Source organism: Streptomyces sp. ADMS (assembly GCF_033441795.1).
Lineage (GTDB): Bacteria > Actinomycetota > Actinomycetes > Streptomycetales > Streptomycetaceae > Streptomyces.
This window is the reverse complement of record NZ_JAVFVX010000085.1, coordinates 3,477-24,650: the sequence shown is the minus strand read 5'-3', so window position 1 is coordinate 24,650 and position 21,174 is coordinate 3,477. Positions and strand designations below refer to the sequence as shown.

Sequence of the window (21,174 nt, the reverse complement as noted above, 5' to 3'; positions counted from 1 at the left end):
GCGTCAGGGCGTCAGGGCGTCAGGGCGTCAGGGCGTCAGGGCGTCAGGGCGTCAGCAGGAGTTTGCCCGTCGTGGCTCGGCTCTCCAGCAGTCGGTGCGCCTCGGCCGCGTCCGCTAGCGGGAGTGCCGCGTGGAGCAGCGGCTTCAGCACTCCGGCCGCCAGGTGGTCGAAGACGGCGCCTCCCGCCGCGCGGAGCGTCCGCACGTCGTACACGTAGTCCTTCATCGTGGGGCGGGTCAGGAACAACGAGCCGCCGCCGCGCAGGAGTTCGATGTCCAGCGGCGGCACGGGTCCGCTGGACAGACCGCACAGGGCGAGCGTGCCCCGGCAGCCGAGGCTGCGCAGACTGGTGAGGTGGGTGGTGGCGCCGACCGAGTCGTAGACCACCCGCGCGCCCTGACCGTCCGTCACATTCCTTACGGCCTCGTCGAACCGGTCGTAGCCGAAGGCGTGGTGGGCGCCTGCCCGGCGGGCGACCTCCTCCTTCTCGGGGATGGACGCGACCGCGATGACGGTGGCCCCGCGAGCTGCGGCCAGCTGGACCAGGAGCCGGCCGAGTCCGCCCGCCGCCGCCAGGACGACCACGGTCTCGCCCTCGGCGACCGGGTGCGTCTCGTGGGTGAGGTAGTACGCGGCGAGGCCCTGGAGGGTCACGGCGGCCGCCTCGGTCAGGTCGACGCCGTCGGGGACCGGGATCAGCCTGTCCTCGGGGACCACCGTGTACTCGGCGTAGGCGCCCAGTTGGGAGGCGTACGCCACCCGCGCGCCCGGCACGAACCCGCTCACGCCCTCGCCGACTGCCTCCACCACACCGGCGGCCTCCTGGCCCGGGGTGAAAGGGGGTTCGGCGGGATAGGTGCCGTCGCGGTAGTAGACGTCGATGTAGTTGACGCCGGCCGCAATGTTGCGGACCAATGCCTGACCGGGGCCGACAGTCGGCAACTCGGTCTGTTGCAGGCGGAGTTCGGACGGGTCGCCGGGCCGGGTGACGCGGATGGACTGCATGGATCCTCTTCCCACTCCTGGGTCGTGCCGTGCGGATTTCCGGGTCAGGTCATGACGGGGCCACGGGGGTCTCCGCGACGGAGTTCTTCCCCACGTGATCGCCCACGTTCCTTCCCACTGCGCTGCTGCCGGTGCTCTCCCCGAAGATGCCGAGGAAATGGTTGATGTCCGAGGTCAGACCCTTCACCATGTCCCCGAGCCGGGACTCCCCGCCCGCGGCGAGGCTCTGTTCGTTGTGCCTGAGGGTGCGAGCGGAGAAAGGCAGTGATCCCGTGGCGAGGTAGCGTATGGCACCGTCGCCCGCGCGGCGCGGAATGATCTCCGAGCGTGCCGAACGACTGGCGCTGAACGGGATGTCGAGCCGCCCCTCCTCGAACGCGGCCGGAATCTCCTTGTGGAGATCGGAGGTTGAGAGAATCGGCTCGACGATCTCGGCCACCTCCCGCAGGATCCACTCCAGTTCGGTGCCGATCCGGTCCTCGTCGAGCGTGATGAAGTCCAGGAGCGGGGAGTTGGCGCGCGAGGCGAGCAGCAGTCCGTCGATGTTGGCGCGGGTGTCGGGGATGCCGTGCGCCTCCTGGTACGTCTTGCTGATCAGCTTGCTCGCGCCACCCAGCCGGGCGACCAGGGCGCCGTAGAGAATGAGGTCCTCCGCGTGGGGCCGCTGCTTCGGGAAGACGCCCATGAACTCGTGGAGCACGGCGTGGACCTCGATGCCGTCGGGCAGGTAGCGGGCCGCCAGTTCCGGGATCGCCCGCAGGGCGGCCACGTCCTGCTCGAAATGCCCGCCCTGCGGATACGCCACCGAGATGCACCGCACCCCTTCGCGCGCCGCCGCCACCCCTTCCAGCACGCTGATCGCGAGCGAGATGGACGGCGGCACGAGTACGGCGGTCAGGGTGCCGAACGTCTCGCGGTCCACCACCAGTCCGTGCCGGGCCAGTTCACCGCACCGGGCGTCCACGTCCCGCCAGGCCGCGAGGGACTCGGCGAGCGGAACGTCCTTGCAGTACGGCAGGTTGTAGGAGATCCCGCCACCCTCGAACGAGGTGATGCCGGACGCCACCGTCACCTCGAACAGCAGCCGCGCGTCGGGCGTCCCGTGCCGTATCTCCAGCGGTGCGGCCACCGCCTCGTTGAGCTGGCGCCCCCGCACCCAGCCGTGGGTGACCAGCGGATACCCGTTCAGGTCGGCGGGGTTGCGCTCCAGGACCCTGCGGGCGCTGTCGAACTGCTTCAGCCGGGTGTACGAGTCGATGGTGAGCGTGAGGATGTCGGGCCGGGCATGCCGTTCCAGATCCTGGAGCAGCGTCGTCATCTGGGCGTGCGAGCCGACACCGCAGCGGGGTTGCAGCGCGAGCCGCCCCGCCGCCTTCGCCGTCCGCAGCACCTCGGCAACGGTGGGTTTCCCCAACTCCCGTACGTAGGCCACGGACTCGGCGAGTTCGGGGAGCGGCGGGACGGTGTCGCTCATGACGCGGCGACCGGGGCCGCCGCCGTGCTGCGGGCCCGCAACTCGTCCAGTGCGGCGGGGAGTTCGTCCAGGTCGGACAGGACGACGTCGACGCCCAGCGCGTACAGCCGCTCGTGGTCGGCGGCGCCCTTGTAGCTGCCCACGGAGAGGTTGCCGCCGAGGATCACCGGGCAGCCCAGGCGGCCGGCGGCTCGGGCTGCGGGCAGATCCTGGAGGTCGCCGTGGGCGTGCCCGTTGAGGCTGCCGATGATCACCGCCTCGGCCTCGGGGTGTTCGCCGTGTGCTTCGGCGAATTCGGCCACCGAGGTGCAGGCACCGAGATTGACGACCTGGAAACCTTCGGCGCGCAGTGCGTGGGCGATGAGATGATTGGCGACGACATGACTGTCGCTGGCCGCGACACCGAGAATTACGGTGCGCGTTTCTGCTTCTGATTCTTGTTCTCTGTTGTGCCGCATGGAGAGCCCCCGGAATCTTCGGACGGAATGAGAAGAGTGTTCAGTCGTCGAATGCGGCGAACAGTTCCCGTTTGCTGACCTCGCGCAGACGCGCGACATTGAATTCCTCCGGATCGGCGACGGACAGCGAGTTGAAGACCAGGTTGATCGCGGGCACAAGACCCCAGGCGTGGGTGTACTCCGGCCAGCCGGGGCTGCCTTTTTCCAGGTCCGCCTGGCGTTCGAAGATGTAATTGGACCACTGGGGTGTGGACGGATACCGGTGATGGAAGTCGTGGACGACCGTGTCCCCGGTGAGGACGAGATAGCGCGCCGGCGCGTGCACGAACAGCATGCGCAGGGACCACCGTCCCCAGGCGGCGGCCCGCCGCAGTGGCGGCAGTCCGGGGGTGGGAGCCGCCTCGCCGATGAAGATGGCGTTGGTGAGGCCGCCGAAGTACTCCTTGCCCCGCCGGACGGTGAGGTCCCGGCCCGGGAAGGTGTGCTTGACGCACAGCCGCAGGGTGTTGCTGATCTGGAAGAGCGGGATCAGCGGGACGAACCAGACGATCAGCAGGGCCGGCCAGGTCCCGGTCAGGACGGTGGCCGTGACCGCGGTCGTGTAGAGCGCGAGGAAGGTCGCCTTCTCGGTCCGCGCCGAACCGTGCCAGAACGAACGGGCCCGCGCCACCAGGAAGTTCAGGTGGAACCAGGGCGACACCAGCTTGCCGAGGACGCGCCGCCACATCTGCCGGCGGGTCATCCCGGGGTGCAGGTCGAGACTGACCAGGAAGGCCTGGACGGTGGGGTCCCGCAGGGTCATGTGGTGGGCGGCGTGGTGGTCGCTGACGTGCTCGCGGCTGTAGCGGACGAAGTTCTGGATGATGAGGACACTTGAGGTGAGCCGGCCTGTCGCGGTGTCCAGGCGTCGTCTTCGGTACATGTTCCGGTGGGAGCACTGGTGGTAGATCATCATGCGCAGGTTGCGCATGCCGTGCAGGGTGACGGCCCAGCCCGCCGGCACCAGCAGGAGCCAGGCGCCGCCCAGACGCAGTCCGGTGCAGCCGGCGGCGACGCCGAGAGCCATGGAGAGGTAAGCCGTCAGGAGATGAAATCCTGGCGTCCACCAGGATATGGGGCTCTGTCCGGGCAGCGCCTTTCCGGTGAAAAGGGTGAGTGGGTACTGAGTGAACCGGGGCAGGGCGCGCATGGTTTCGCGGGGATCCGAATAATCCGCAATGCCTTCGGTCCGGTAGCCACTGTCGATGGCTGCCATCGCACTCCTCTAGGTCAGGGATCTGAGGCGCCTGATATGCGTTCGCCCGGTCGGGCACGGGATATCGGCACACGAAAGGTCTGTGACTGGGTGCGTGATTGATCCTGACAGGCGGTCACCCGCAGGGTCAACCTTTTGTCGAAAAACTGAACGAAGCACGACCGATCAGCGATCGGATGACTGGTCGATAGCCGGTCGAATGCCGGGCGAATAACACGACGCCACCCCACGGTCGGACCTGGGAATGCACTTGCGCGCGCGAATTCACGCGGGTGAAGCGGGCGCGTCCTGGGTACGGGGTGGTTCCGGCTCGGGGACAGGGTCGGGCAGAACCCTGCGGACCCGGACCGGCGAGAGGAAGACAGGCAGGAAGGCCGTCGATACGAACACGCCGCCCACCCACAACGTGGCCTGGACGCCGACGAGTTCGCCGAGCACGCCGGAGATGGCGGCACCGACCGCCAGGGCGCCCGTCAGCAGGAACCGGAACGTCGCGTTCATCCGGCCGAGCAACGAGCCGGGCGTCATCCGCTGCCGCAGACTGACTCCGAGCACGTTGTCCATGCCCACCTTGAACATGGCCAAACACCATCCGGCGCCGGCGAGAAACAGCCACGGCCCCCGGTCGACCAGCGGCACGAGCAGCCCCGCCGGGGCCAGACACACCCCGGCCAGTCCGAGCGTACGGCCGAATCCCAGCCGGGCGGCGATGGGCCGCGCGCTGCGTGCACCGATCAGCAGGCCGATCCCGCCGGCTCCCCAGAACAGGCCCAGAGCAGCGCCGGGCAGGCCGAGTTCGCGGACGAACCAGATCGGCAGCATGGTGTTGATGACGGACGAGCCGAGGTTGGCGAGGGCCGCGGTGAGCACCAGCGCACGCAGTTCCCGGTTGCCGAAGACATGCCGTACGCCCTCGGCGATCTGGGTGCGCAGCCGGTTGCCCGCGCCGGTCTTCACCCCGCCGGCCGGCGGGGTGCGCCGGATCGCGATGAGCCCGAGGCCGGAGGCCAGATAGGTGCCGGCCGAGACCAGCACGGCCGCGGGTGCGGTGAGCAGTGAGACGAGTCCGCCACCCGCGCTGCGGCCCAGGACGTTGCCGGCCGCGATCAGCGTGTTGATGTCGGCGTTGGCCTGAACGAGCGCTTCCTTGCCGACCAGCTGCGGCAGCACGCTCTGTGAACCCACGTCGAAGAACACCGTCGCGCAACCGCTGAGCAGGACGACCGCGTAGAGCTGGCCCAGGGTGAGCGCATCCAGCCACCAGGCCACAGGCACGGAGGCGTAGAGCAGAGCGCGGCACAGGTCGGCGGCGATGAGCACCCGGCGATGACTGAGCCGGTCCACCCAGGCGCCGGCCGGCAGGCCGATGACCAGGAAGGCGATCGTGCTCAGGGTGGCGAGGGCGCCGACCTGGCCGGGTCCGGCGTCCAGCGCGGCCACGGCGACCAGGGGTACGGCGACGTAACTGACGTTGCTGCCCAGCTGACTGAGCGCGGATGCGGTGAACAGAGTGCGGAAGTCGGCTGTCCGCCATGGGGAGTCGGGTCGCATGATCCGTTCGTCCGGTGGGGTCGGTGAAAGCGGAAAGAGGGCTCTCGGCAGTGCGGAAGCAGGTCGGGGCTCCCGGGAACCTACCGGCGCGGCGGGTTCGGCCGCGGCGCAGCCCGTCGTCCGACCGGGTCGGCCGGCGGATCTGGTGCACCCCAGCAGAAAGGCGCAATTCCGCGCCATCTTGGCTGGAAAACCCCCGCCAGAAGATTGTTCACTCTTGCCCCCGTTCCGCTTCTTCCTCTTCGGGATGGCCGAAGTCCACCCCTTGAGGATGGCGCCGGAACAGGCTCGTTCCCCTGGTTCCGGGCGCCATTTCATCGACTGTTCACAGTACTTGACCGAGCGGTGCAGCATACTTCCGAAGTGCTCGGACGACCGACGGACACTACCCGGTGGGTGCGGTCCGAGCGCAAGGGTCTCCGGTATCCGTGTGTCGCGGCAAGCATGTGAAGGAATTTCCGGAACTCGTTGACAACGACCGAAGACAGATGTGATCGTCTGGGAGGTGCCGAGGGGGCGGCCACCCTTCTGTGCCAGTTTGTTGCGTGCGTCGGAGCGACACCGCGATCCGTACTTGCGACACAGCACACATCGTTTGCGACCCAGCACACACTTCGCCACTTGCAGCCCGATGACGATTCGGGCCGATTGGCGTGGCGTTCTACCGAGCTTCCCTCACCAGGGCCCTGTTCGTCAGGGTCGCCGACTTCAGAAAAGTTTGGGTGAAAAGCAAAGTGACTGCTCGTACCGCGCTCTTGATCGGTGCCGCCGGGGGAATCCTCTCGGAGGTGGCCAGAGGCCTCGCGAAGGAAGGCAACTCACTCGTTCTCTTCGACAGGAACGAGGAGTCGGTCACCCGTCTCGCCGATGAACTCGCCCGGGTGACGAAGACCGAGGCGGTCGTCGGAGACATCACCGACATCCCGGCCGCCGAACGGCAGTTGACGGAGATCGTCGAGCGCCATGCGCCGTCCGTCCTGGTGAACGGCGTCGGCGGCGACACCCGGGTCATCGGCTACGCGGATCTCGACCGCGGCCATTTCGAACAGACCCATCTGGAGAACGTGATCAGCACCTGGATCGCGATCAAGGTCTGCGCGCCCCGGATGGCCGAGGACGGATACGGCCGCATCGTCAACTTCGCCTCGGCCGGCGGGCGTACATACAGCCACTTCAACAACGCGGCGTACGTCGGCGCCAAGGCCGCCGTGATCGGTATGACCAAGCAGATGGCGTACGAACTGGCCGGCACGGGAGTGGTCGCGAACGTGGTCGCCCATGGTCCGATCGCCACCGACCGGGTCGCCGGTGCCTTCGAACGGCGTACCGAGGAGTCGAAGAAGGACGTCCTGGGGCGGCTGCCCATGGGGCGCTACGGCACGGTGGCCGAGGCCGTGGGCAGTGTGCTGCACCTGTGTTCCGAGAGTGCCGGCTACTCCACGGGAGCCGTGATCGACATCAACGGCGGCCTCTACATGTGACCTGTTCGCGGGCGGATCCGTGACCTCCCCGCGCACCGCGCTACGCGCGTTGGCCTGATTCTCACTGCAAGGAGCTGGGTGTGGCGAAGTTTGTCGTCGAATTCGAGTACAACGTCGACCGGGCCGGCCGCCAGGGCCTGCATCCGGCGCATGCCGAGAACCTCTACCGGCTGGCCGAAACCGGTGTCCTGCTGCTCGGCGGACCACTCGTTGGCAAGAACTCCGGACTTCTCGTGTACGAGGTGGATTCCCGCGAGGAACTACAGCGGATTCTCGACGAGGAACCCTATGTCAAGGGTGGCGTGGTGGCCGGGACGCGCATTCATGAATGGGCGCCGGGCAAAGGGAGCTGGATCGCCGCGTTGAACACGTCGGGAAACCGGTCAGCGGAAGTTCCGGCCGTTGAAGGAGCCCACTGACATGACCGTCATGACCGAAACCACCGAGACGGGCACCCCGGTTTCCTTCACCCTCGACTCGCTGCACGCCGGAATTGCCGATCCGGGCATGGACTCCATGCGCATCCTCAGTGAGACAGCCCTGCGCTTCCCTGACGCGCTCTCATTCTCCTCGGGAGCGCCCTACGACGGAAACCATGATCTGGCCAATCTCGCCTTCTACACCGAGCGCTATATCAAGCACCTGCGCGACAAGGGTGTCCCGGAACAGCGCATCACCCGGCTGATGTTCCAGTACGGGCCCGTCAACGGCCTGATCCAGGACGAGGTCGCCCTGATGCTGAAGCAGGACGAGGGCATCGACGTCCCGCCCGAGGCGATCATGATCACGCACGGTTTCCAGGAGGCCGCCCTGGTCGCCCTGCGCGGCCTGTTCGCCTCCCCCGACGACGTCCTGCTGTCGGTGTCCCCGGCGTATGTCGGCATCCTCGGCGCCGCCCGGATGCTGGATGTTCCCGTACGGGGCATCCTGGAAGGCCCCGAGGGCCTCGACCCCGAGACGGTGCGCGCCGCCGCCCGTGCGGTACGCGCCGAGGGCAGACGGCCGGCAGCCCTCTATCTGGTGCCGGACTTCTCCAACCCGTCGGGATCGGTGCTGCCGCTCGCGGCGCGGGAACGCCTGCTGGAGGTCGCCGCCGAGGAGGACTTCCTGATCCTTGAGGACAACCCCTACGGGCTGTTCGCGCGGGACGGCGAGTCGATGCCCACCCTGAAGTCCCTGGATGCCCGTGGCCGGGTGCTGTACCTCGGCTCGTTCGCCAAGTCCGCGTTCCCGGGCGCCCGGCTCGGCTATCTGGTCGCCGACCAGGAGGTCACCGACGCCGACGGCACCACGCGGACGCTTGCCCAGACCCTGTCCAAGGCCAAGGCGATGTACAGCGTCGGCTCCTCCACCCTCTCGCAGGCCGTGATCGGCGGCTTCCTGGTCGAGCAGGGCTACGATCTGCGCTCCGCGACAAGGGAGTTGGCGGCCGTCTATCTGGAGCGGCTGGACGCGGTGCTGGCCGCGCTGGCCGAGGAGTTCCCCGCCGGCGGCGACCACGGCGTCACCTGGAACACCCCGCGCGGCGGCTTCTTCCTCACCCTGAGTGTGCCGTTCACCGCCGACCTGGCCGCCATGGAGCGCTCCGCCCGTGACTTCGGGGTCAGCTGGGCGCCGATGAGCATGTTCTACCTCGAAGGCGGCGGCGACCGCGAGATCCGGCTCGGCTTCAGCAACCTCGCTCCCGAAGCGATTCGGGAAGGCATCGCCAGGCTGGCACGCTTTGTCGCGGACACTCCCCGCGACATACCCGGAGGACAGTAATGAGCACTCCCGATACCGCAACTCCAGCCGTTCCCACCGCTGTTGTGGTCGACGGCTACGGGGCCGGCAACTTCTACCCCGCCGCTTTCAACGCGCTCGGCGCCCGGGTGGTCCATCTGCAGACCACGGCGGAGCTGATGCCGACGATGCTCGCGCCCGACCTGACGGCGTACGAGGACAACATCGTGAGCCCGGACGAGGCGGCGCAGGCCGAGCTGGTGGGCGCGCTCTCCCCGGTGGCAGTGGTGCCGGGGCAGGAGTTCGCGGTGGAGGCGGCCGACCGGGTCAGTGAGGTGCTCGGGGTGAAGTCCAACGGCACCGCGCTCACGCCGGCCCGCCGGGACAAGTTCGAGATGATCGAGACGCTGCGCCGCGCGGGGGTGCGCTGCGCCGACCAGTTCAAGAGCGACGACCCCTCACTGATCGTCAAGTGGGCCGAGGACTTCGGCAGTTGGCCGGTGGTGGTGAAGCCGCTGGACTCCGCGGGGTCGGACTCGGTGTTCGTGTGCCGGGACGCCGGTGAGGTGCGGAGCGCCGCCGGGACGATCCTGGCCGGCGGGACCCTGTTCGACGCCGCGACCACGGAGGCGCTGGTCCAGTCGTATCTGAAGGGCACCGAGTACATCGTCGACACGGTCAGTGCGGACGGCCGGCAGTACGTGTGCGGGGTCTGGGAGTACGAGAAGACGCTGCTGCCGACCGGCCGGAACATCTACAACCGGGACATCCTCGTGGCCCCGGACGCCGACCCGGTGCCGGCCCTGATCGCCTATGTCACCGAGGTCCTCGCGGCGCTCGACGTGCGCTGGGGGCCGACGCACGCGGAGGTCATCGTCACGGACGAGGGCCCGGTGCTGGTGGAGATCGCCACCCGCCTCAACGGCAACCTGAACCCGGCCTTCCACGACCTGTGCCTGGGCCACAACCAGGCACAGCTGTCGGCGCTGGCGTACCTCCGTCCGGAGGAGTTCGTCCGGCGCTACGGCGGCGGGGTGTACCGCAAGCTCCAGTCCGGCTACACGTACAACGCGCCCACCGCCCTGGACGGCGTCGTGAGCGCCGTGGACCAGGAGGCCGTGGCGGCGATCGAAGCACTGCCCAGCACCGTCGTGACCGGCGTCAGGTACCGGCCCGGAACCCGTATCCGGCCCACGGCCGACCTGATGACGGCCGCGCTGCGGATCTGTCTGACCTCGCCGGACGACGCCCAGCTGGCCGCCGACTACGAGCGGGCGCGGGAGCTCAAGGACACGGTCTACCAAGTGAACTGACGCACAGTCGGTTCGCTTGTAACGGTACTCAGTCCCAGGGGGAGGATTCGCAGTGCACAGCCGCATGGGTCTGTTCCTTTCGCCCGTTCACGAGACAGGCCAGGATCCGCATCTGGCGATCCACCGCGACCTCGACCTGGTGGAGCTCGCCGACCGGCTCAACTTCGACGAGGCCTGGTTCGGCGAGCACCACACGCTGGGCTGGGGGCTGGTCGGCGCCCCGGAGACCCTGATCGCCGCCGCCAGTCAGCGGACCCGCCAGATCAGGCTCGCCCACGGCGTGGTGCCGCTCTCCGGGCACCACCCCTTCCACGTGGCCAGCAGGGCCGTACATCTGCACCACCTCACCCGGGGCCGCTACATCCTGGGCGTGGGTCCGGGCGTGCCGTTCGACGCGACGATCTTCGGTCTGGACGGCGCGCGGCAGCGCGAGCGGCTGGCCGAGGCGCTGCCGGCCCTGCTCGAACTCGTCAACGGCGAGGAGCGGGTCACGCAGCGGACCGACTGGTACCAACTCGTCGACGCAAAGCTCCAGTTGCCCCGCTTCGGCCCCGACCCCATCGAGGTGGCGCTGGCCACCTCCGGCACCTCGGTGACCGGTCCCCGGCTGATCGGCCGGTACGGGCTGAGCATGACCTCCTTCGCGCTGCCCTTCGGACTGCCGGCGAAGGGCGCCTCGGAGCAACTGGGCCTGGCCGGGCAGTGGAAGCACGCCGAGGAGGCGGCCGACGAGTACGGGCGGACCGTGCGCCGGGAGGACTGGCGCATCGCCATGCCGGTGCATGTCGCCGAGACCCGCGCCCAGGCCTTCGCCGAGGTCCGCGAGGGCTACGACCGCTGGCTCTTCGAGTACTTCGGCCGCGTATCCGGCCGTGCCGTTCTCGCACCCGGCGCCGATCGTCACCGGGCGCTGGAGGACCGGGTGGCGGCGGGCGGCGCGCTGGTCGGTTCGGTCGACGACGTGGTGGCCCAGATCCGGTGTCTGGAGGAGGCGACCGGCGGCTTCGGCACGCTTCTCGTGTACGTCTCCGACTGGACCTCGTACGAGAACACCGACCGCAGTCTGGGCCTGCTGGCCCGCCAGGTGGCCCCGCGGATCAACGGTGCCGCCGCCCGCCCGCAGGAGGCGGCCGACCGGGCGGTCGCGCAGCGGGGGCGGTAACCGGCACCCGAACAGCGTTCACATCCGACGGTGTCGTCCCGGAGAACCCGGCGACGACGCCGCCCGAATCGAGCCAACAAGCCGAGGGAGAAGCTGAAGCCGTGGGCGGTTCGTACTGGCAAGAGCACTGGAACACGCGTCGCGTCCCATTCCAGGAGGAGTGCCGACGGGCCCGCGCGGCGCTGCTGGCCGACCTCGGGGATCCGGCGGCCACCCAGAGACGGGTCCTCGCGGACGTCGTCGAACTGTGCCGGGACTCCCTGCACTGGAAGGAGCGCGGCTACGACACGGTCGGCCCCGACGACAAGAGTTTCCGGGACACCCTCCCCGTCCGGCGCTACGACGACTTCGCGGCCGAGATCGACCGCGAGACCCGGACCAAGGGCGGCGTCCTGTCCTGCAGCCCGGTCCTGCGCTGGCTGAAGACGAGCGGCACGACCGGGGCGCCGAAGCGCGTCCCGTACACCCTGCACTGGCTGCTGACGTACCGGGTCCCGGCGATGCAGGCCATGTGGGGAACGTACCTGGACCTCCACCCGGCGCTTCTCGACGATCCGTACGCCACCCTGGACACCCAGACGGTCCACGAGAACGTCGGCGACTTCCTGTACGGCGTCCAGTACCAGGCGATCAGCAACCGGCACCCGCGGATCAACAGCCGGGACTGGAACCCGCCCTGGTCGGCGGCCCCCTGGTTCGGTGTGGAGGCGCCCACCTCGCACACGGGCCGGATGTACCACCGCATCCGCCATTTCGTGGGCCGGCGGCTGGAGTTCGTGTCGGCGATCAACCCGAGCACCCTCATCTCGCTGCGTGACCTGATCGCCGAACACGGCCCCGACCTGGTGCGCGACCTGGCCGCCGGCACCGTGGAGGGGCGGCGGTACGGCGATCCCGACCCCGAAGCCGCCGCGCACCTCCAGTCAGTCCTGGACCGGGGCGAGTTCACCCTCAAGGACGTGTGGCCATCGCTCGGTTCCTACAGCTGCTGGCTGTCCTCCTCCGCCGGGCTCTACCGGTCGAAGCTGGACGCGGTGCTGCCCGGAGTGCGCGCGATGCCGTTCATGAGCTGCGGCACGGAGGGGGTCACCACGCTCCCGGTCGACCACTCGCTCGACAGCCAGCCGCTCGCGGTCAACCAGGCGTTCTTCGAGTTCGTACCGGCGGAGGTCGAGCTGGGGAAGCTGCTGGACGCGGGCGAGCGGGTCGACACGCTGCTGTTCGACGAGGTCGAGGCGGGCCGCGACTACCACCTGATCATGACGCAGGCCAACGGCCTCTACCGGCTGTGGAGCGGCGACATCTACCGCGTGGAGCGGATCACCGGCGGCGTCCCGTGGATCCACTTCGTGCACCGCGACGGCGTCTTCCACTCCTTCACCGGCGAGAAGATCACCGAGGCGCAGGTGACCCAGGCGATAGAACAGGCGCTGGCCGCTTACGGCCTAGAGGGCGGCCTCTATCTCTGCGGGCCCCGCTGGGGAGAGCCCCCGCACTACATCGTGGTCGGCGAAGTCCCTTTTCCCGGCGCCGAGTCGGACCACCGGCTGTCCGACGCGGTGGACCGCGCGCTCGCCACCATCAACATCGAGTACGCGAGCAAGCGGACCAGCGGACGACTCGGCCCGCTGGAGTTCCGCACCGTCGGCCACGACACCATCGCCGCGTACACCGAGTCCCGGCGCCAGCGCGGCAACGCCACCCAGTACAAGTACAGCCCCTTCCAGAAGGACACCGATTTCGTCGCCGACCTGGTCGGCGGGGCGGGAGTACCCCGGTGATCGAGACCAAGAGACCGCCGCAGAACGTACGCCGCGAGATCATCACGCTCTCCGTCGACGGCATCGACCTCGCGCTGCATCTGTGGCGCCCGCGCGGGGAGACCAAGGGCGCGGTCTTCTACTTCCACGGGCTGCAGTCCCACGCGGGCTGGCTGTGGGAGGTGGGGCCGCAGTTCGCCGACAACGACATCGCCTTCTTCGTGCTCGACCGGCGCGGCAGCGGCATCAGCGGCGGCGAACGCCAGGACGTGCCGGACGTCGGCACGATCGTCGCGGACTATGTCGCCGCGATCGCCCACACCCGTGAACTGATCGGCAAAGACGTCCCGTTGACCCTGTTCGGGCACTGCCTCGGCGGCTCGTTCCTGGCTGCCCTCCTGCACCACCCCGACTTCGCCGTCCGCTACGAGGCCACCGTCTTCTGCTCGACCTGGCTGGGCCGGCTGCACGCGGTGCTCGGCGGCGAGGAGCGGGCGGCACTGGCAGCGGAGACGAGCGCGGAGCCGTGGGACGCGGGGCTGAAGCCGGCGGACTTCACGGACGATCCCCGCTACCAGGAGTTCATGGACAACGACGATCTGGCCGCCCGCACCCTCACCCGGCGCTCACGAGCGGTGCTGCTGGCCCTCGAACAGCTCTACCTGGACCCGGCCCGGCCCCAACTCCCCGACGTACCGGCCGCGTTCGTGTCCGGTCTGACCGACCCGATCGTCGACCTCGACGCGACCCGTGGGGTCTTCCAGGAGCTGTTCTCCGACGGCGGTCTGGTCGTCCAGTTCCCCACCGACCGGCATTACCTCTTCTACACGGACGTCAGCCGCAGCCTGGTCGACTGGACCTCCACGCACACCCTCCTCCAGGGGCTGGACCGTGGCGTCTGAGGCGCGGCTGTACCGGGTGGCGCTGCCGATGCGCATCGGCTTCGACCACCCGGCGGCCCGCCGCCGCACCAGCGACAGCCTGGTACTGCGCCTGACCGTCGACGACGCGTCCGGCATCGGGGAGTGCGCGCCCCGCTCGTACGTCACCGGCGAGACGACCGGCAGCGTGACGGAGGCGCTCCAACGCGTCCCGCTGCACGCGCTGTTCGGGCGCCTGCGCACGACACCACCCATTGACCTCGCCGCCCAACTCCGCGCCGGCGGCTTCGAGTCGACGTTCCCCGAGCTCTTCGCCCACACCCTGGGGACGGCCCCCGGCACCAATCTGGTGTGCCTGCTGGAGACAGCCGTACTGGATCTGCTGTGCCGTCAGTTGTCCATTCCCATAGGTGAGTTGGTGGCCCCCGGCCGCCCCGGACTCGCCTACGTCCCCGTCTCCCAGGTGCTGGATCTGAGCATCGGCGTCGAGGAGTTCCTCGACACGCGCGGGCCCTTCCACTTCGTGAAGGTGAAGGCGTCCGACGACATCGAGCGGGACGTCCGCACGGTGGCGGCCATCAGGCACCGGCTCGACGCGGACGTGCCGGTGATGGTGGACGCCAACATGAGCTGGACGCCGGAGACTTCCGTGCCGTACGCACGCCGGCTGCGGGCGGCCGGCGTGGACCTCGTCGAGGAACCGCTGCCGCGCCGCTCCTGGGCCGATCTGCGCGCCCTGCGCCGCGCGACCGGCGTCCGCGTCCTGCTCGACGAGTCGGTCTGCACGGCGGCGGACGCGAGGCAGGCGGTGGCCGCCGAGGCGTGCGACGCGGTGAACGTGCGGGTGTCCAAGAACGGCGGGCTGCTCGCCTCGGCCCGCCTGATCGAGTACGCCCGGGCCGAGGGTCTGGGCTTCCAGATCGGCGTCCAGGTCGCCGAGACCGGTCCGCTGATCAACGCGAGCCGGGCCCTGGCGCTGCGCAGCCCGGACGCCCTGACCGTCGAAGGAGGCCAGTCCGACCGCTTCTTCGCCGAGACCGACGCGATCGTGTCCCCGCGCCCGCTGGTGGACCGCCGTACCAACACCGTCGTCCCCGTCGAGGGCCCCGGATTCGGTCTGGTCCTGACGGAAGAGGCGGACCGCTGGACGGCCCTGACCTGGGCCGACCACGGATGGCAGCCGCCCGCCGTCCCCGCCCTGGCACCGCAACTGGAGGAGAGCACCCGATGACGGTCCTGTTCGAATGCGCGTACAAAGGTGAGCGGTACATCGGGCACGGCGACCCCGAGAACACCGTCCTCACCCTCTATCCCCTCGCCGGCACCGACCCGCGCGCCGCGGTCCTGGCGGCCGACGGCGACACCGCGGCCCTGCTGGCCTCACTGACCGAGGGCCGCGAGCCGGTGACCGCGGCCGTGACGGACGTACGCTTCCGGCCTCCGCTGCTGCCCGACTCGGTCGGGGACGCGCTGGTCAGCGGGTTCATGGCCACCCACAACGTGAAGGCGGACTCCGGTGCGCCGACCCGGCCCAACTGGTTCTTCAAGGGGCTGGGCGACGTCCTGAAGGTCTCCGGCGAACCGCTGCGGGTGCCACAGGACGCGGTCGCGGTGACCGAGGAGGCCGAGGTCGTCCTCGTGTACGTCGGTGACGCGCACGGCGCCCCGAAGTACGCCGGGTACACCTTCGGCAACGACCTCACCGACATCGGCCGGTTCAAGAGGCACGCGGGACATCTCTCGTACGCGAAGCTGTGCGACGCGGGCGTGGCCCCGTACCTCTTCCTGGGCACCCCGCCGCAGCAGGTGACCGGGCAGGTCACGATCGAGCGGGACGGGGAGCAGGCCTGGCAGGGGCCGTTCACCACCGGGGTGAAGGCGCTGCACTACGGGCTGCGGGACATGACGGCCGGGCTCTTCGCGAACGCGTCGCTGCTGCACCCCGGCCGGGTGCACTACGTCTACCTCGGCGCGGACCGCAGCAGCTTCCACCACGGCTTCACGACGGCCGACCGCGACCGTGTGTCGATCGGGTTCGCCACGCACGGGGTGACGCTGTCCCATCTCCTGCACTGGGGATGAGCACGGCGAGCCGACGTCGTACGACGGCTCAGGCCACGCCCGCCGCGGCCCGCGTCGTCGTGGCGATCGTCGCCGAGCCGACGACGCGTGTGCCGTCGTACAGGACGATCGCCTGGCCCGGCGCCACCCCGCGTACGGGCTCGGTGAACCTGACCTCCAGGGTGCCGTCGAGCAGTTCGGCGGTCACCTCGGTCTCGCCGCCGTGGGCGCGCAGCTGGGCGGTGTAGGTGCCGGGGCCGGTGGGGGCCGCTCCGCACCAGCGGGGCCTGATCGCGGTGAGGGCGTCGACGTCGAGGGCGGCGGCCGGGCCGACCGTCACCCTGTTGTCGACCGGGGAGATGTCGAGGACGTAGCGCGGCTTGCCGTCGGCGGCCGGGGTGCCGATGCGGAGGCCCTTGCGCTGGCCGATGGTGAAGCCGTACGCGCCCTCGTGCGAGCCGATCTTCGCGCCGGACTCGTCGACGATGTCGCCCTCGGCGCGGCCCAGGCGGTTCGCCAGGAAGCCCTGGGTGTCGCCGTCGGCGATGAAGCAGATGTCGTGCGAGTCGGGCTTTCTGGCGACCGCGAGGCCGCGCCGCTCGGCCTCCGCGCGGATCTCGTCCTTGGTGGTGAGGGTGTCGCCGAGGGGGAACACAGCGTGGGCGAGCTGACGGTCGTCGAGCACCCCGAGGACGTACGACTGGTCCTTGGCCATGTCGGAGGCGCGGTGCAGCTCGCGGGTGCCGTCCTCACGAACGAGCACCTGCGCGTAGTGCCCCGTGCAGACCGCGTCGAAGCCCAGGGCGAGGGCCTTGTCGAGGAGCGCGGCGAACTTGATCTTCTCGTTGCAGCGCAGACACGGGTTCGGGGTGCGCCCCGCCTCGTACTCGGCGACGAAGTCGTCCACCACGTCCTCGCGGAAGCGCTCGGCGAGGTCCCACACGTAGAAGGGGATGCCGATGACGTCTGCCGCGCGGCGGGCGTCGCGGGAGTCCTCGATGGTGCAACAGCCACGCGCGCCCGTGCGGAACGACTGCGGGTTCGCCGACAGGGCGAGGTGGACGCCTGTCACGTCATGGCCGGCTTCCGCCGCGCGGGCGGCGGCTACGGCGGAGTCCACGCCGCCGGACATGGCGGCCAGTACGCGGAGGGGCTGCTGCGAGGTGTGAGTCATAACCCCTCAAGGGTACGGGGCGCCGGGAACCGGGGCGCGCGAGTATCCGTTGCGATCACATGGAGGAAACACAGGCTCGTCGGGAGACCGACCGCGGCCTTTCGCAGGACGTCCCCCGGCAGCTGCGGAGCGCGGGCCACCGGGGGGCTCCGAAGGACGGCGACCGGCGCATCGGGCGGCGCGCCCTGCTCATCGGCGGGGCGGTGGCCGCCGTCGCCACGGGCGTGCTCGCGCGCGACGAGCTGGGGCGGCTGTGGTGGCGGGTGCCCGGAGTGGCGAAGCCGCGCAAGGAGGGGGAGGTCGACTACGCGGGGGCGCGCTGGGTGGCGGCCTCGTCGGCGAACTGGCGGATGGCGGACCGGCCCGACGACTACGACGTGGACCGGGTGATCATCCATGTCACGCAGGGCAGCTTCGACAGCGCGGTGAAGGTCTTCCAGAACCCGGCGCACGGAGCGGCGGCGCACTACGTCGTCCGCAAGGACGGGCACATCACGCAGATGATCCGCGAGCTGGACGTGGCGTTCCACGCGGGCAACCGGGAGTTCAACGAGCGGAGCGTCGGCATCGAGCACGAGGGCTTCGTGGACAAGCCCGAGGACTTCACGGACGCGATGTACGCCGCCTCGGCGCGGCTGACGGCCAGGGTCTGCGCGCGGTACGGGATACCCGTCGACCGGGAGCACATCATCGGGCACGTGGAGGTGCCGGGCACGGACCACACCGATCCGGGGACGGGGTGGGACTGGAAGAAGTATCTGCGGCTGGTCGAGGAGGCTTCCAAAGCCACCACGTGAAGATCATCGTGACGCATGTCACAGCCGCTGAGATCGTGAGCAGCTGATGAGCGCCGGCCGCCCGAAGTGTCCCGCCCCCGTTTCTGACCTGCGGGACGCCAACTCGCCCGCGTCCTCATGGAATTGAGGATCGGAGCGAGGATTCCGGTTTCCACAGGTTCTTGGCGGGCTTCCTAAAATCGCCCCAGTCCTCACACAGGCCTTGGCCCAAGGCTCCGCTGCCATGACCCACACAACGAGCAAGCGCGGCCTGCACCGACGGAAGTTCCTCGGTGGAATGGCCGGGGCAGGGCTGGCGGCCGTCGGGGCGGCGGGAGCGACCTTCGCCCTGCTGACCGACGGCAACGCCTTCAAGGCCGCCGCGGCCGACACCGCCCTGAACATCCCGGACCTGCTGGAGGGCACCACCTCCGACGGCACCACCACCTTCACGCTGACCGCGCAGACCGGAACGAGCGAGGTGATCAGCGGCGTCACCAGCACGACGGCGGGCTACAACGGGTCGTTCCTCGGCCCGACCATGAAGTGGACCAACGGCAGTACCGTCCTGCTGGACATCACCAACAGCCTGGGCGAGGACACCAGCGTCCACTTCCACGGCGCCCACATCCCCGCCAAGATGGACGGCGGCCCGCAGAACGCCTTCGCCGACGGCGAGACCTGGTCGCCCACCTTCGAGATCAAGGACGAGGCCAAGACCCTCTGGTACCACCCGCACGCCCTGGGCACCACAGCCGAGCAGGTCGTCCACGGCCTGGCCGGGCTGATCATCGTCGAGGACGACTCGGACGCCTCGGCCGCGCTGCCGAGCGAGTACGGCGTCGACGACATCCCGCTGATCCTGCAGTGCCTGGCGGCCGACACCAGCGGCGACATCAAGTACAACGTCACCGGCTATCTCAGTTCCGGCCTCAGCTACCCGGTCCTGTGCAACGGCACCAACGTCGACGCGACCACCCTCGGCTTCACCGCCACCAGGAAGCGCACCCGCTTCCGCGTCCTGAACGCCTCCCCCGCCGACATCCTGACCGTCCAGCGCGGCGACGGCGGCACCCTCACCCAGATCGCCACCGACCAGGGCTACCTCGCCGAGGCCGCCGAGGTGACCTCCATCCGGCTGGTGGCGGGCGCCCGCGCCGAGTTCGTCCTCGACCTGGAGGACGCGGTCACGCTCCAGACCGTCGTCACCACGGGCTGGATCCGGGGCGGCAGCGGCACGTACGACTTCCTGACCGTCACACCGGAGGCCTCGGACACCCCGGACGACCTGCCGAGCACGCTCAACACGATCACCCGGTACGACACGACCGGCTTCGCCGCCCGCACGATCACCCTCGGTCAGAGCGGGCAACTGATGACGATCAACGGCTCGGTGGGCACCACCATGGACGCGATGGCGACGATCATGACCACGCTCGACGCCGAGGAGGTGTGGACGATCAGCAACGCCACACAGCTGGAACACTCCTTCCATCTGCACGACGTGCCGTTCCAGCTGATCGAGATCAACGGCGAGGAAGTCACCGGCACCGACCTGGGCTGGTTCGACACCTACGAGGTGGTCGGCGGCGGCTCCATCAAGATCGCGATGAAGTTCACCGACTTCACCGACGACACGTACATGTACATGCTCCACTGCCATCTGCTGCAGCACGAGGACGAGGGCATGATGGCGGCCCTCATGGTGATGGACAGCTGAGCCCCGGCACTCGGCGCCCAGGGACCGCTACGCCAGTCCCGCCGCGCGCGCCCGCTCCACCACCGGGGCGATGACCTTGGCCACCGCCTCCACGTCCGCCTCCGTGGAGGTGTGGCCGAGGGAGAAGCGCAGGGTGCCGCGGGCCAGGTCCGGATCGGTGCCGACGGCGAGGAGGACATGGCTGGGCTGGGCCACCCCGGCGGTGCAGGCGGAGCCGGTGGAGCACTCGATGCCCTGGGCGTCGAGGAGCAGGAGCAGGGAGTCGCCCTCGCAGCCCGGGAAGACGAAGTGGGCGTTGGCCGGAAGGCGGTCCACCGGGTCACCGCCGAGGATCGCGTCCGGAACCGCCGTACGGACGGCCGTGACCAGGGCGTCGCGCAGGGCGCCGATCTCGCGGGCGAACCAGCCGCACTGTTCGGCGGCGAGGCGTCCGGCGACCGCGAAGGAGGCGACGGCCGGCACATCGAGGGTGCCGGACCGCACATGCCGCTCCTGGCCGCCGCCGTGCAGCACGGGTACGGGGCTGTACTCGCGGCCCAGCAGCAGCGCGCCGATGCCGTACGGGCCGCCGACCTTGTGCCCGGAGACGGTCATCGCGGCGAGCCCGGAGTCGGCGAAGGAGACGGGCACCTGGCCGAAGGCCTGTACGGCGTCGGCGTGCAGCGGAACGCCGAACTCGCGCGCCACCGCGGCGAGTTCACGGACCGGCATGATCGTGCCGATCTCGTTGTTGGCCCACATCACGGTGGCCAGGGCCACGTCGTCGGGGTTGCGGGCGATGGCCTCGCGCAGGGCGTCGGGGTGGACCCGGCCGTACGGGTCGACCGGCAGGTACTCGACGACCGCGCCCTCGTGCTCGCCGAGCCAGTGCACGGCGTCGAGAACGGCGTGGTGCTCGACGGGGCTGGCCAGGACACGGACCCTGGCCGGATCGGCATCCCGCCGGGACCAGTAGAGCCCCTTGACGGCGAGGTTGTCGGCCTCGGTGCCACCGGCGGTGAACACGACCTCGCTGGGCCGGGCACCGAGCGACTCGGCGAGTGTCTCGCGAGCCTCCTCGACCGTGCGCCTGGCTCTCCGGCCGGCCGCGTGGAGTGAGGAGGCGTTGCCGACGAGGCCCAACTGCGCGGTCATGGCCTCGACCGCCTCCGGAAGCATCGGGGTGGTCGCGGCGTGATCGAGGTATGCCATGGTGCCGTGATTCTACGGCGCCCCGGTTACGGGGTCGGGGGCGCATGCGGGTTGGGCGGGGTGCGGGAGGCCGGCCGCCCGCCCAGCACGTGGACCGCGCGACCGACGGAGCGCTCCTGGAGTACACCGGCGAGCCTCGGCCCCCCGACCACCACCACCCGGCACCCATACCGGGCTCAGCGCCCCGGG

At 69.7% G+C, this 21,174-nt stretch carries 18 protein-coding genes; 11 read left to right on the top strand and 7 right to left on the bottom strand.

Annotated features, from left to right (window positions below; translation table 11 throughout):
- Window positions 1-43: 43 nt before the first annotated feature.
- The 5 genes from RB628_RS29345 to RB628_RS29325 all read right to left on the bottom strand — a co-directional run bounded on the left by RB628_RS29345 (window position 44) and on the right by RB628_RS29325 (window position 5,744).
- Entirely contained in the window at window positions 44-1,006 is a 963-nt protein-coding gene (locus RB628_RS29345; RefSeq protein WP_318323553.1) for a quinone oxidoreductase, read from the bottom strand.
- Window positions 1,007-1,055: 49 nt separating this feature from the next.
- Window positions 1,056-2,480, bottom strand: coding sequence for a methylaspartate mutase (locus RB628_RS29340; RefSeq protein ID WP_318323552.1), 1,425 nt, complete (start codon window positions 2,478-2,480; stop codon window positions 1,056-1,058).
- Window positions 2,477-2,938, bottom strand: coding sequence for a cobalamin-dependent protein (locus tag RB628_RS29335; RefSeq protein WP_318323551.1), 462 nt, complete (start codon window positions 2,936-2,938; stop codon window positions 2,477-2,479). The genes RB628_RS29340 and RB628_RS29335 overlap by 4 nt, the downstream gene beginning before the upstream one ends.
- A 40-nt stretch (window positions 2,939-2,978) precedes the next feature.
- On the bottom strand, window positions 2,979-4,193 hold the full coding sequence (locus RB628_RS29330; protein ID WP_318323550.1) for a fatty acid desaturase: 1,215 nt from the start codon (window positions 4,191-4,193) through the stop codon (window positions 2,979-2,981).
- 264 nt (window positions 4,194-4,457) lie between these two features.
- A complete protein-coding gene (locus RB628_RS29325; RefSeq protein ID WP_318323549.1) occupies window positions 4,458-5,744 on the bottom strand; it encodes an MFS transporter in 1,287 nt (428 codons plus the stop codon).
- A gap of 734 nt (window positions 5,745-6,478) precedes the next feature.
- Here RB628_RS29325 and RB628_RS29320 point away from each other — a divergent pair.
- The 9 genes from RB628_RS29320 to RB628_RS29280 all read left to right on the top strand — a co-directional run bounded on the left by RB628_RS29320 (window position 6,479) and on the right by RB628_RS29280 (window position 16,145).
- A complete protein-coding gene (locus RB628_RS29320; protein ID WP_318323548.1) occupies window positions 6,479-7,225 on the top strand; it encodes an SDR family NAD(P)-dependent oxidoreductase in 747 nt (248 codons plus the stop codon).
- An 80-nt stretch (window positions 7,226-7,305) separates the two neighbouring features.
- On the top strand, window positions 7,306-7,644 hold the full coding sequence (locus RB628_RS29315; RefSeq protein WP_318323547.1) for a YciI family protein: 339 nt from the start codon (window positions 7,306-7,308) through the stop codon (window positions 7,642-7,644).
- 1 nt (window position 7,645) lies between these two features.
- The gene (locus tag RB628_RS29310; RefSeq protein ID WP_318323546.1) at window positions 7,646-8,989 is read left to right on the top strand and encodes a PLP-dependent aminotransferase family protein; all 1,344 of its coding nucleotides are present in this window, start codon (window positions 7,646-7,648) and stop codon (window positions 8,987-8,989) included.
- A complete protein-coding gene (locus tag RB628_RS29305) occupies window positions 8,989-10,260 on the top strand; it encodes an ATP-grasp domain-containing protein (RefSeq protein ID WP_318323545.1) in 1,272 nt (423 codons plus the stop codon). Before RB628_RS29310 ends, RB628_RS29305 begins: the two co-directional genes overlap by 1 nt.
- 52 nt (window positions 10,261-10,312) lie before the next feature.
- Window positions 10,313-11,422 carry an LLM class flavin-dependent oxidoreductase gene (locus RB628_RS29300; RefSeq protein ID WP_318323544.1) on the top strand — a complete coding sequence of 370 codons (1,110 nt, stop codon included), beginning with the start codon at window positions 10,313-10,315 and terminating at the stop codon, window positions 11,420-11,422.
- A 101-nt stretch (window positions 11,423-11,523) separates the two neighbouring features.
- The gene (locus RB628_RS29295; protein WP_318323543.1) at window positions 11,524-13,203 is read left to right on the top strand and encodes a GH3 auxin-responsive promoter family protein; all 1,680 of its coding nucleotides are present in this window, start codon (window positions 11,524-11,526) and stop codon (window positions 13,201-13,203) included.
- Window positions 13,200-14,084 carry an alpha/beta fold hydrolase gene (locus RB628_RS29290; protein ID WP_318323542.1) on the top strand — a complete coding sequence of 295 codons (885 nt, stop codon included), beginning with the start codon at window positions 13,200-13,202 and terminating at the stop codon, window positions 14,082-14,084. The genes RB628_RS29295 and RB628_RS29290 overlap by 4 nt, the downstream gene beginning before the upstream one ends.
- Window positions 14,074-15,294 carry an enolase C-terminal domain-like protein gene (locus RB628_RS29285; RefSeq protein ID WP_318323541.1) on the top strand — a complete coding sequence of 407 codons (1,221 nt, stop codon included), beginning with the start codon at window positions 14,074-14,076 and terminating at the stop codon, window positions 15,292-15,294. Before RB628_RS29290 ends, RB628_RS29285 begins: the two co-directional genes overlap by 11 nt.
- Window positions 15,291-16,145, top strand: a complete 855-nt coding sequence (locus tag RB628_RS29280; protein ID WP_318323540.1) for an FAH family protein — start codon at window positions 15,291-15,293, stop codon at window positions 16,143-16,145. The genes RB628_RS29285 and RB628_RS29280 overlap by 4 nt, the downstream gene beginning before the upstream one ends.
- Window positions 16,146-16,173: 28 nt before the next feature.
- Here the strand turns inward: RB628_RS29280 and mnmA are convergent, their stop codons facing one another.
- Window positions 16,174-17,298: a tRNA 2-thiouridine(34) synthase MnmA gene (gene mnmA / locus RB628_RS29275; protein WP_318323539.1), complete on the bottom strand. Its 1,125-nt coding sequence runs from the start codon at window positions 17,296-17,298 to the stop codon at window positions 16,174-16,176.
- A gap of 59 nt (window positions 17,299-17,357) precedes the next feature.
- Between mnmA and RB628_RS29270 the strand changes: the two genes are divergently transcribed.
- Both RB628_RS29270 and RB628_RS29265 read left to right on the top strand, forming a co-directional pair.
- The gene (locus RB628_RS29270) at window positions 17,358-18,095 is read left to right on the top strand and encodes an N-acetylmuramoyl-L-alanine amidase (protein ID WP_318323538.1); all 738 of its coding nucleotides are present in this window, start codon (window positions 17,358-17,360) and stop codon (window positions 18,093-18,095) included.
- Between the two features lie 223 nt (window positions 18,096-18,318).
- The gene (locus tag RB628_RS29265) at window positions 18,319-19,794 is read left to right on the top strand and encodes a multicopper oxidase family protein (protein ID WP_318323537.1); all 1,476 of its coding nucleotides are present in this window, start codon (window positions 18,319-18,321) and stop codon (window positions 19,792-19,794) included.
- Between the two features lie 27 nt (window positions 19,795-19,821).
- Here RB628_RS29265 and RB628_RS29260 read toward each other — a convergent pair whose 3' ends face one another.
- A complete protein-coding gene (locus tag RB628_RS29260) occupies window positions 19,822-20,985 on the bottom strand; it encodes a cysteine desulfurase family protein (RefSeq protein WP_318323536.1) in 1,164 nt (387 codons plus the stop codon).
- Between the last annotated feature and the right edge of the window lie 189 nt (window positions 20,986-21,174).